Source organism: Bacteroidales bacterium, assembly GCA_014860585.1.
GTDB lineage: Bacteria > Bacteroidota > Bacteroidia > Bacteroidales > 4484-276 > RZYY01.
Genome location: JACZJL010000004.1, coordinates 1 through 12761, shown reverse-complemented (window position 1 = coordinate 12761; position 12761 = coordinate 1). Strand labels below are relative to the sequence as shown.

Annotated in this window: 5 protein-coding genes; 2 read left to right on the top strand and 3 right to left on the bottom strand. The window is 43.1% G+C overall.

All coding sequences use genetic code 11. The features are described from left to right. The 3 genes from IH598_00300 to IH598_00290 form a co-directional block, all read right to left on the bottom strand. Positions 1 to 1926: C10 family peptidase (locus IH598_00300; protein ID MBE0636941.1), on the bottom strand; the 1926-nt coding region annotated here is incomplete at its 3' end. A gap of 257 nt (positions 1927 to 2183) precedes the next feature. Continuing rightward, entirely contained in the window at positions 2184 to 3200 is a 1017-nt protein-coding gene (locus IH598_00295; protein MBE0636940.1) for a transporter, read from the bottom strand. A 10-nt stretch (positions 3201 to 3210) separates the two neighbouring features. Further along, positions 3211 to 3987, bottom strand: a complete 777-nt coding sequence (locus IH598_00290; GenBank protein ID MBE0636939.1) for a T9SS type A sorting domain-containing protein — start codon at positions 3985 to 3987, stop codon at positions 3211 to 3213. A gap of 867 nt (positions 3988 to 4854) precedes the next feature. On the opposite strand from IH598_00290, the gene IH598_00285 reads away from it, so the two are divergent. Both IH598_00285 and IH598_00280 read left to right on the top strand, forming a co-directional pair. After that, on the top strand, positions 4855 to 5115 hold the full coding sequence (locus IH598_00285) for a hypothetical protein (protein MBE0636938.1): 261 nt from the start codon (positions 4855 to 4857) through the stop codon (positions 5113 to 5115). Positions 5116 to 5204: 89 nt separating this feature from the next. Then, positions 5205 to 12761: HYR domain-containing protein (locus IH598_00280; GenBank protein ID MBE0636937.1), on the top strand; the 7557-nt coding region annotated here is incomplete at its 3' end.

The following is a 12761-nucleotide window of genomic DNA, read 5'->3' as shown; positions in this document are numbered from 1 at the left end:
TCCGTAGTTTGAAGCGATTACATAGATAAATCCACCCGGTCCGGCCATTAAAGTATTCTGCACTACCACTCCATCTTCATCGTCAGTGTTGTTCAGATCATCACCCATTGCCATCGGGTCTGGTTGTCCGTCGGGTTCAAGGTCAATACCATTGCCAAGGAATAAACCCGGTACGTAAAAATGACGGGCGCCATTACTGGCAAGCATGGTCTGGTAGGAGTCCGGAGCATCACCAAAATCAAATCCCTGTGGGGTTGGTTCGTTGATTCTGATGAAGTAATCTTCCACTTCACCATTTGGAGCTGATCCGGTGAAGGACAAATTCATTACCGAGCTAAACCTGAATCTTGCATAAGTCCAGCCGGTATTGGCTGTTGAGGGAATATTAACCTGTAAAACATTTGCTCCGGGAAGTAAAGGATAATTGGTAAAAACCTGCTCTCCCGGATCACCCCAGAGGCTGTTTTGGTTATAATCTAGCCATCCCTGCAGGTAGCCAGTTGAGGAAGCAACTACAGTTATGGTGTTTATCGTATTGCGATAAACAATGGCAGGGAAGATCACACCATCTTCATCATCGTTCACAGGTGGATAGAGAATGTCAGTATCGTCACCGGTGCAGTTGATATGGGGTTGTCCATCAGGTTCTGTATCTACAGAATAACCAAGATACACCGTTGGATTGGCCGGAACCTGGTGACAGGCGCCGTTATTGGCTGATAGCGTTGGATAAGGTGTGGGTGCATCGCCAAAATCGTAGTAAACCGTTGGATTTGTATTTGGTGTAAGATTAAAAATGGCTCCCTGGTAATACGTGAAGCTATATCCTTGCGCAGGAGTAAGGTTAGTAATTGGAAAATAGCCATCGTACCATCCGCCCCAGCCCCAGTTGAAATGGAAGTAATTGTCTGTGCTGCGGTAGCCATCGCAGTTGAAATTATGAGCCATCGTGCCACCATCCCAGCCGTAATAGATTAATGGGCGTCCATTATCCAGTTCGTTTTTCAGTTTTGTGATCCAGGTAGAATTGGAATAATTCACCTTCCAGTCCCAGGCAGCGCTTGATGAATACTTGAAATAATTTTTCAGCGCATTGGTAATATCCAGATCCCAGTAAGTCCCCATTGGAGCTGAGCCGTAGGGGCCATAGTTCATTGATACCGAAACGCCACAGTGATAAAGCAATTGGGCAATGTACGAATTAGAACCCGAAATGGAATTTGGCATCAGGTTGTAGCTGTAGGTGGTCGCTCCAAAGTTGGCTGACAGTGTTCCGTAAACGGGATGTGTGTAAGAGTAGGATCCGCTACCCTGGGTGGGATGCCCCCAAAATTTCATCACCTGCGCCATCGAGACGGCTACGCAACCGGCATAGGCTCGCCCGCCCGGGCCATTGATATCAACAGGGCACATACCATTGTAATATTGGTTCTGATTCCAGGTTGTCGTAAGAAGTGGTGAAACCGATTTTGATTTTTCCGGATTGGGATTAAAATTCCCATATTTTTCCCAAAGCGCTTCAACCTCTACTCCACCTTCAATCTGCTCCTCAATTATTGTCCGGATCTGGTTTTCAAAAACATCGAGCATTTGGTCAAATGCCGGTGGTAATTCCGTTTCGTCCCAGCGCCCGTCAAAACTGTATCCCAAAACAGGGATCACATTGTCATCAGCAGCAACGATGATAAATCCATCTTTGGAGTTAATGTTGAAAATGTAGTACAGTGGAGTTTCATTTTCCGATTTTGTGGTAAACAGGTTAAGGGTAATTTCATCATACTTCAGCGTTTTGCTATCGCGTGATGCTTCCCAGTAATAGTTTTTGCCGATTTGCTCAGCAACTTCTTTTTCAATGCGTTCTGCAAAAAGGTTCAAAGCTAATGTAACCAGCAGAACAGTTCCGAGAGTAGAGATTCTTGTTTTCATGACTTTTAGATTTTGATGTTAAACTCAGTAAATTTCATTTCTGAAATCCTGTTGCTTTAAAATCATGCCATGAATAACTTTCGGATTTTGAAAAGGAAAAATATTCTTCTAAAGAATTGAATAAGAATTAGATATTAATCTTGAAAAATTTACGTCGCAGAAATTAAACTTGAATGAGAGGCGAGATCAAATATGAATTTTCACCCATCTGGGCAAAAATTTGTGTCCGGTCAGCAATCTGAAAGGGGGAATAAAATTTAGAGGCTTAGAGGTTTGGGTTGTTCAGGAACCAAAAACCTGAACGATGCACCTGCTGTAATTTGCAGTTCAGTTGCAACCTGCGTTTTGGTAACATATTGATAAACAGGTAGGTCTGCAAGGGCAAAAAATGTAAACTTGCCCACCGAATAGCTGACTTGTGGGATTACAAACACTTTTTTATAGCCTGTTGCAAAAGGGTCATAGTTAGGATAAGCATACGTCAGAATATCTTTGTTGACAGACATCTCGTTCATCCACTCGCCTCTTATCTGGAGCGTCGTACCAAGGTTTTTTACAAATGACCTGCTCACGAACAAGGAAACGCTTGCATAATCTCCCATCTTTTCTCCAAGGGGATTCCAGCCTTTTAAAATGTAGAAGGTGTTGGCAAATACCTTGAAATCTTTCTTCCCAAGGGTTTTCAAATAAAAAAGATAGAAAATCACATCATTTGCTCCGGTAGTAAGTTGCACTGCCTGAGGGTTGGTTACATAATACGTGCTGCCGGAAAATGGCTCAACGTTACCTGTAGAGTCATTGTAACTTCCAATAGGAATTTTAACACCCAATCCTAAGCTAAGCTCGGTGATACGCTCATTTTTCGTTTTTCGGTACACTTCGTAACGTGGGAAAAGTAAAAGATCACTGAAACCTGAGGAGGAATAAGTTCGCGCAGGGTCATTGTTCAGGCCTGTTTCCTCTTTATAAAAATAATTCCCCGTTTCGATAGACATCGTAAGCTTCTCAGTGACTCCATATGCCAACCTGAAATATTGATAAGCACTTCTGAAACTGTCGAAGTACCTGGTTGTGTCTTTTTTATCTCCTGTATAAAACTGATCGGTATTCACAAAGCGGAAATTGGTGTTAATCTCAACCTGGCGTCCGGCTAAGACTCCTTGTGAATAACCTCCGGCAATGGGACTGCCGGCGCCACCAGAACAACACTGTGCCTGGGAGTCATTGCTGATCAGCAGCAACATAAATAGCAATACTGTAAAGAATTTAATCACTTTGTTGGATTTAGAAACCGACAGCAAGTTTTGCCATACTGACCTGATTATTTGCACGTAACCTGACAATATAAATCCCGGAAGGAAGTGTTTCCGTATTCACTTCAAAAGTGTTACTTCCCGAATTCGGATTGCCATAAAACTGCTGAGAAATGATCTGGCCTGTTTGATTGAGAATTTCGATGGTGACCGGTGAAGGTTCTTTAAGATCAAAATTAAGGGTCGAATTCCCTCTGGTAGGGTTAGGAAAAAGATTTAAACTGTTAATGGATGGTTCATTTTCTCCAATCCCGACTGTGGTAGCCGCAATAGCCTGATTGATGGCAGCCTGCAGCAAAACATGATTTACTGTATTATTGGAATTATAATACACCAGGTATTCAGGGCCTCCGATCACCACAATCTTTGGCATACCGGGAGTACCGTAATCCTCCATCCGGATTGCTGAATTTGAAAACAGCGTAACATTGGTTGTCCCTATTCCATTTGCCCAGCTTGCTAAGGAAACACAGGGCGTGTCGGCATAATCATCGCAAAGATACATGATCACTTTTCCGGGGTGGCTGGTTTGATAGCTTTGAACAACATTATGAGTGGTAATGGTTGGCCCGGCACAAGGCCCGCAGGGCATAACCCAGGTCAGAATAATCACTTTCCCTGCATCAAGCTCGGTGTAAAGCTCGTGATCAACACCTGAACAATCTTTACATGAAAAATTTGTGGCAGTTTGTGAGTAACCAGCAAAGGATAAAGCTATCGAAGCAGCAATTAAAATCAGTTTTTTCATGGCGATAAGTTTTTAGATCAGTAATAGCAAATTGAAAAATAATCCACAAATAAAAAGTAATTCTGTAAATAAATATGGAAATTACAATGTTTTTTTTAGATTATTAACAAAATCAACATAGGATCGGACATTGCCTTTCTCGTTATCCACCAAGGATGTTGCTTTCCAGAAAAGGATGCAACTAAAATCAGAATTGTATTGAGCACTAAAAACCTTTGGAATAAACACTGAGCAGTCGGATTAATAAGAAGGGGAATTGGAAACGATCAGAACTCCAGCTTTAGACAAACCCGCAGGATTTAACGATAGCACCGGGTAGTCTTGCGATACCATTACTCAAAGCGATCCTAACTCTCCTAATACGCAAAGAGAATTGTTCATCCACCCGATTTGCCGCTCGTATTCAGCACATGCAGTATACGAGTGGAGGATAACTGGAAGAAAAGTCCAACAGATTGCAAGAAAAGTCCTAACCTCACACCACCTCCCCGGAGTACTTTTGCTGCAGTTCTTTTTAGCAGGGAATACAATGGAAAATCGGTTTAGCTTCTTGAATCCAAAAAAATTCCTGAATATAAATTTGGCATTGAAATCGGAAAAACTCTCCAACCTACGGGTTAGGTAGGTGATTATTCTTTGCCGTATTTCAATCCTCAAAACCTTAATAATTCATAACTTGAACATTTTTAACTAAAACTTAACAGCTTGCCTTTGATTAATAGTTGTCATTTGCAAATTCAAAATCATTCGTATTAGAAGCTGTAAATTAATGAATTTAAAAACGCTAACCTCAAATACTTAATTAATGAAAAACCATTTTACTTTACTTTACCTGGTCTATTACTGACTTCTACCGGAAGTTACCTGATGGTTAATATCATCTATGTTTCTACACTTAAAACTACCAACAAGAGCATTATCGTAAGCTACACTAAAGTTCAGTTCAATATCTGCCTGGAGAGTTCCTGGCAAAACGCTCAGGGAACAACAACCATTGAAAACATAATTACAGTTGATGCGACGCCTACTGTTATCGCTTTAATCATTGACATTTCGACAACCCTGGTCATCGCCACCCAAGAATCATTTCATTTTAAAAATTATTGCTTTTCCCATTTACATAAATGATTACCATTCGATATGGCCCATGATCTGGAATTATCGAAGGTAAGGCTAAAATTTACCACATTAAAATTAAACTTACAAAAATTGAACACATGAAAAAATTTACTTTTTTATTCGCTTTTTATCTAATGGTTTCCGCCCATGCAATCTTTGCACAGAAGGTTGTCGTAATTGGGTTAAATCATTTAAGCCCGGATGGGTTTTCGTTTGTTGCGAGAGAAAACCTTTCAGTCAACGAGGTAATATACTTTACAGAAAACGAATATAATAATGCAGGAAATGCATTTTTAGATCAGTCTGAAAGCGTTGTCAAATTTACCGTTACCGTGGCCATTAATGCTGGCCATGTTGTTTATGTTGAAGAGACAGATGTTTCAAGCAATTTATTTATAGTGACAAGTAGTGGCGGCTTCGGCACAGCGGTTAAAACTGCCGGAAGTGGAGGCTTTTCAATAGCTACAAATGGAGAAGGATTTTATGCCTATAAAGACGATGATGAAAATCCTGTTATTGGTATTACTGACATTTATTCAGTGCTTTATACCGGTTCGGGCGAGGCGCCAACGCAAAATGGAGGTCTTATCCCTGCCAATGAGAATCCGGTTTCTGATTTTCCAAATGCAATTGTTGTACATGGTTTTCCAAATGATGGAGATGTCAACGTAGGTCTAAACAGGGTTGAATATAATCCTGCTTTGCGAAATGTTGATGTTGGCACGGTTAATTTTACCTTAACAGGTAACTGGTTAAACGGACTGCCTAATGCAGCGCTTTCAATCATCCCTTTTGTTGCAGTTGCAGATCCGGGTGTTTCAGTTACAGTATCCCCATCGTCTGTGATGGAAGACGGCGCCACAAATATGGTTTATACATTTACGCTTGCCGAAACTGCAACCAGCAATGTAACCGTAAATTTTTCGGTCGGGGGCACGGCCGTTTTTCCCGGTGATTATACACAAACCGGTGCTGCAACTTTTGGAGCATCTACGGGAACTGTTGTCATTCCTAACGGTGCCTCATCTGTAAATGTTACCATTAATCCTGTAAACGACTCAGATCTTGAGCCTCATGAAACAGTTATTCTTACAGTAAATCCAGGATCAGGATATATACCCGGAAGCCCTGTTAGCGCCACGGGTACAATAACAAACGACGATGTAAACAATACCACACCGCTTGTCGCTTTAATTGGAATTAATCATCTTGATCCGGATGGTTTCTCATTTGTAGCGGTACAAGATATTCCCGCTAATACAGTAGTTTATTTTACTGATAATTCATTTAACAATTCAACCTTATCATTCAGTTCAGGTGAAGCCGTTGTAAGATGGATTTCTCCGGGAAGTGTAATAGCCAAAGGTGAAGCAATCGTTGTAACAGAATCATCTCCGGATAATTTTACACTTAGTTGCAGTAATGGAACATGTGGAACAATTGCATTGCTTTCAGGAGGTTTTGCTACCGCAACTGCCGGTGAAACCATGTATGCTTACAGCGATACTGATGTAAATCCATCAAACGGGGTTACAGCTATTTATTCAGCTATTTTTACCGGTACATCATCAGTTTCCGGAGGTAATATTCCCTCTGCTGAGGACCCTTCAACCTGGTATTTGCAATCTATCGTCGTCGATGGTTTCCCTGCATCGGCGCCCAATAGAGTTGAATTTACACCAACGGTTCAAGCAAGAACCAATGTGAGCAAAGTGGTTTTGGAAAATGTTACAAACTACGTACACGCTCAACCCAATGCCACTTTATCTTCCATTTTCTTTACCAATCTGAATTTAGACAGTTCAGATCCGGTGGTGACTGTTACGACCACGCCATCATCTGTCTCCGAAAACAGTGGTACTGGAATGGTATTTACTTTTTTATTAAATGCTACAGCGACTTCTGATATTACCATCAACTTTTCTGTAGGTGGTACAGCTGCTTTTAGCACTGATTACTCAAAGTCAGGGGCAGGAACATTTAATGCTTCAGCAGGTACCGTTACCATTTCAAATGGCTCAAATTCAGCTTCTATAACACTGACTCCTGCCGGAGATGTAACGTTGGAACCTGACGAAAATATCGTGTTAGTAATTACCGGTGGCACTGGTTATGTTGCTGGAACCCCGGGTGCTGCTACTGGTATAATTGTTAATGACGATACTTCTGAAGCAAATCCAATGGTAGCTTTAACCGGAATAAGTCATACTGATCCCGATGGATTCTCATTTGTAGCGGTAAAGGATATTCCTGCCAATACAGAGGTTTATTTTACTGACAATTCATTTAGCAATTCAACCTTATTGTTCAGTTCAGGTGAAGCCGTTGTACGATGGACTTCTCCGGGAAGTGTTATTACCAAAGGTAATGTGATCGTAGTTACAGAATCATCACCTGATAATCTTACACTTAGTTGTAGTAATGGAACATGTGGAACAATTGCTTTGCTTTCAGGAAATTTTGCTGTTTCAACTACAGGGGAGACATTTTATGCTTACAGCGATACTGATGTAAATCCATCAAACGGGGTTACCGCTATTTATTCAGCGCTTTTTTCTGGCACATCATCAGTCTCAGGAGGTTTCATTCCCGCTATTGAAGATCCATCACCTGTTTTTGTAAATGCAGTAGTTGCAGACGGTTTTCCCGCATCTTCACCATTAGGAACAGAATACGATCAAACCAAAAGAGGTGTAGTGGTTACCCAGGTTAATTTTGAAGATATTTCTAATTGGGTACACGGACAAAGCCCGCCAGCATTATCAACAGTTCCTTTTGCTAATCTTCAGATCGGAGATAACGTACCACCCGTAGCAGTGTGCCAAAATATATCCGTTGAATTGGATGGAACCGGTAACATATCTATTATTGGGGAAGATTTGGACGGCGGTTCAACCGATAATATTGGCATTGTCTCCTTTAATGCAAGCATTACAGATTTTGATTGTTCTTTGGTAGGACCCAATAATGTGCTATTAACAGTAACCGATGCAGCCGGTAATTCAGCCAGTTGCACCGCAACAGTAACGGTGATTGATAACCAGCCTCCAACAATCACATGTGCAGGACCAGTTACCATCAACAACACGCCGGGGCTTTGTACAGGAACAACAACATTAACCCCACCAACTGTCAGTGATAATTGTTCAGTAATGGGTCATGCATTGAGTTTTGACGGAGTAAATGATTATGTATTTGGTCCTGATGATGTAGTTCCAACAACAGGCGAATTCACAGTCTCAGTTTGGGCCAGACAAGTCAACAATCATCCGGGTCAGTTTAGAAATATATTTGCACAAGGTCGCAATTTGTATTTGGGACAAAGCAGTACGGGATTTATAAGAGTTGGAGACTCCTGGTACATAACCGGTTCTACTTTCCCTACCGATAATCAATGGCACCATTACACTATAGTGAGAAAGACAACAGACACTCATCTCTATGTTGATGGTTTACTACTTTTTTCAAAAGGAAGTTCAATTCCTTCTCCCGGAGTAAACGGTACATGGCCTCATAATTTAAATATTGGATCAGGATGGGGTACAGGCGAAGTATTTGACGGGATGGTTGACGAAATGCAAATTTGGAATTATGCTTTAGAACAACCCCAGATTGCATGCAATATGAACCAGCGGTTAAACGGGAATGAACCGGGACTTGTCGCATATTTCAACTTTGAGGACGGCCCGGGGAGTTCAATATTATCTGACATAGTTAACCCAGTGCATAACGGAACCCTTACCAATATGAATGTGAACACGGCATGGGTAGCATCACCGATGCCTTCGAATGACATCAATCTCAAAAACAGCTTCAATAATACCTGTGATGCTACGGGAACATATCCAGTTGGAATTACAACAGTAACCTGGACTGCCACTGATGCATCCGGTAACACAGCAACATGTACTCAAACAGTAACCGTTGTGGATAATGAACCACCAACCCTCACTAATCCGGGCAATCAATCATTTAACGTGATTGCTAATACCTGCGCTGCAAATTATACCATTGCCGACCCAATTTCAGATAATTGTGCAGGTTCGATGTGGGGATACTCCACAACAGGAGCAACAGCACTTACTTCTTCAGGCAACACTATAGCTGATGGTACGGGAAGCGGGGTATTATCATTCAATACGGGTGTAACAACAGTAACTTTAACCGGAACAGATGGCACAAACAGTGCATCATCGGTTTCATTTACGGTGACTGTTCTGGACAATGAAACACCAACCCTTGCTAATCCGGGTGATCATACTATAAACGTGATTGCAAACACCTGTGCTTCAAATTTTACCATTGCCGACCCAATTTCGGATAATTGTACAGGTTCGATGTGGGGTTACTCCACAACAGGAGCAACCACACTTACTTCTTCAGGAAACACAATAGCAGACGGTACTGGCAGCGGGGTATTATCATTCAATACGGGGGTAACAACAGTAACTTTAAACGGAACGGATGGTACAAATACTGCAACCACGGTTTCTTTTACAGTCACTGTGGTTGATAATCAGCCGCCGGTGATCACCTGCCCGGATAATATTACTGTAAATGCTACCACAGGGCAATGTTCTGCTGTAGTAAATTTTGCTGCTGCTACTGCTACTGATAATTGTGGCTACGCTGCTGCTTCTCAGATTGGTGGGTTTGTAAGTGGTTCAGCATTTCCGGTCGGAACCTCAACAATAACCTTTCAGGCATCAGATGCCGGCTTTATTGAGGCTCCAACTGGTGTACCCGGCATCAATTTTAATCATTTTGCTACCGATAATAATCAAACAGTTGCGCTCAAAGCTTGTGAGGCTGTTTATGGAGTTGGTAATTGCTCTCCTGGTGGTTGCGGAGCATTCAGTTATTATTATGCTACTTCTCATTTAACTTGCAATTGTAGTAAGGCAATAGGACAATACGAATTTATATTTAGCAATTCAGGTTATACCCAGGTTGGTCAGGATTACGGAGGCACAAGTGCCGATGTTACAGGAAATCAATTGTTTTCAAGGGTTAGGGCATCTATTGGATGTAGTGTTCCCAATACATGGACAATTGCCGACGATAACCTTCGTGGAACTGTATCAGGTCCCGGAAATACTTCAACATGCAGCTTTACAATTACAGTTATTGACAACCAGGCGCCAACCCTTGCAAGCCCGGGCAATCAATCTTTAAATGTGATTGCAAATACCTGTGCTGCTGATTATACCATTGCTGACCCTATTTCAGATAATTGCACAAGTTCGATGTGGGGATACTCCACAACCGGTGCAACAACACTTTCTTCTTCAGGAAACACATTGGCAGACGGCACACAAAGTGGCGTATTATCCTTCAACACAGGGGTAACCACCGTAACCTTAACAGGAACCGACGGAACAAACAGCGCAACAACGGTTTCATTTGATGTAACCGTGAATGATAATCAGCCTCCAGTAATTAATTGCCCTGCAAACGTAACAGTTAACAACACAACGGGGCAATGTGGTGCAGTGGTAAACTACGCAGCACCCGCAGTAAGCGATAATTGCGCGTCTGTTGCTGCCGTAAGTCAAACTTTTTCATACACGAGCTCAATACAAACTTTTACAGTACCTGCCGGAATAACTTCAATTAATGTTGATGCGTGCGGTGCTCAAGGTGGGTCAGTGTCTGTTGCTTGTGCTGCTACGGGTGGATTGGGAGCCCGCATGACAGGTGACATCGCCGTAACACCCGGAGAAGTTATCTCTATTCTTGTAGGTCAACAAGGCTTTACAAATGGAGAAGATGGTGGTGGTGGTGGTGGAAGTTTTGTTGTTCGAACAGGTAATACTCCATTGGTTATCGCAGGTGGCGGTGGTGGAGCAACAAATAATATTAAGCAATGTGGCAGTAACAGAAATGGGGTAAATGCATCCATTACCACATCAGGCACTGCAAGTGCAGACGGTTTGGTTGCCGGTGGAACTGCAGGTAACGGTGGTGGCGCAAACGTTGGTTCCGGTGCCGGGGGAGGTGGATTTTATACTGATGGAGTTCCAGGTAATGGAAATTTTAATGGAAGAGGACGTGCGTATGTAAATGGTGGTGCTGGTGGATCTGGATATGGTTCTGACCACGGGGGATATGGTGGTGGAGGTTGCGGCTGGCTTTATGGTGGAAATGGTGGCGGCGGCGGTGGATATTCCGGCGGTGGTACTAATGGTTCATATCCTTTTGCCGGTGGCGGCGGCGGTGGGTCATATAATGCCGGAATCAATCAGGTGAACACTGCAGGTTTTCAGTCAGGCAATGGCCTGGTTACAATCTCGTGGAATACTACTTATCCTACACTAGCACAAATATCCGGTCTGCCATCAGGTTCGTCATTTCCTGTTGGAACAACCACCAATACATTCTTAGCCACTGATGCATCCGGCAATACAGCAACGTGCACTCAAATAGTGACTGTTGTGGATAATCAACCCCCAACAGCCATTTGCAAGGATATTATTGTGAACCTTAGCGCCCAGGGTGAAGTAAGTATCCTCCCATCCGATGTGGATGGTGGTAGTAGTGACAATTGCGGCACGATCAATTATGTAAGTGTAATCCCCGACTATTTCGATTGCGGGGATAAGGGATTAAACACAGTCACACTCACCATTAACGATGGCAGTGGCAATAATGCAACCTGTACTGCAACCGTAACCGTGACTGATCCATTACAAGCCTGCTGCGCCAACCCCGCCGATGGCGGTGAAATAGCCTCAAGTCAGACTATTTGCATTGGTTATGTTCCGTCTTCATTCACCAGCATTTCAGTGCCAACCGTCTTTACTGGCGATCTGGAATACCAGTGGCAGATCAGCACAGTAAGCCCAATTTTTGTGGATATTCCGGGGGCGGTTTCAGAAACTTACACCCATGTTGGAACAGTGACTCAAACCACCTGGTTCCGCAGGCTTGTAAGGGTTACGTGCGAAACTGCATGGATGGAATCGAATACATTGCAAGTGGATGTGGACCCCCTCAGTAAAGGCGGCGCAATCAGTCCCGCTGCAAGCGTTGTTTGTTCAGGCGTATCACAGGAACTGACACTCAGCGGCCAGGTAGGCGTTATCCTCAAGTGGCAGTTATCCATTGATGGAGAAAGCTGGGATGATGTTTTCTATACCGGTGAAATCTATTCAGCCACCGTAACCCAAACCACCCACTTCCGGGCGGTGGTGCAAAGTGGCGTGTGCGACCCGGTGAATTCGGCGAGCGCAACAGTGACCGTTGACACCAACCCGCCTTATGCCACCGCACAAAATAGCATCGTAGATCTCGACGCTTCAGGGCAATACAACCTTGTCGCCAATGATGTGCTATCCGACTACGGCGACTATGAAACCAGTGTGGTTTCAATAACCATTACGCCTTCCACTTTCAACTGTTCACACCTGGGTCAAACCATAACAGTGGAAGTTGTTCTTGAAGACGAGTGTGGAAATTCAACAACAGTTTATTCTGACATCACCGTGGAACAAGGCTCGGCATTGCTTCCTCCATGGGTAAACAACAACACCCACGCCAGCGCCAACGGAACAGCCATCTATTCACCCTGCGATGATGACGGCACTTTCATGCTCACTGCCACCGGTAAATCCACCACAACCAATGATGTTTATCATTTTGTTCACCAACAACTG

Coding starts and splice junctions, on each gene's coding strand:
- IH598_00285 (MBE0636938.1), top strand. CDS start 4,855: ATGGTTAATATCATCTATGTTTCTACACTTAAAACTACCAACAAGAGC.
- IH598_00290 (MBE0636939.1), bottom strand. CDS start 3,987: ATGAAAAAACTGATTTTAATTGCTGCTTCGATAGCTTTATCCTTTGCT.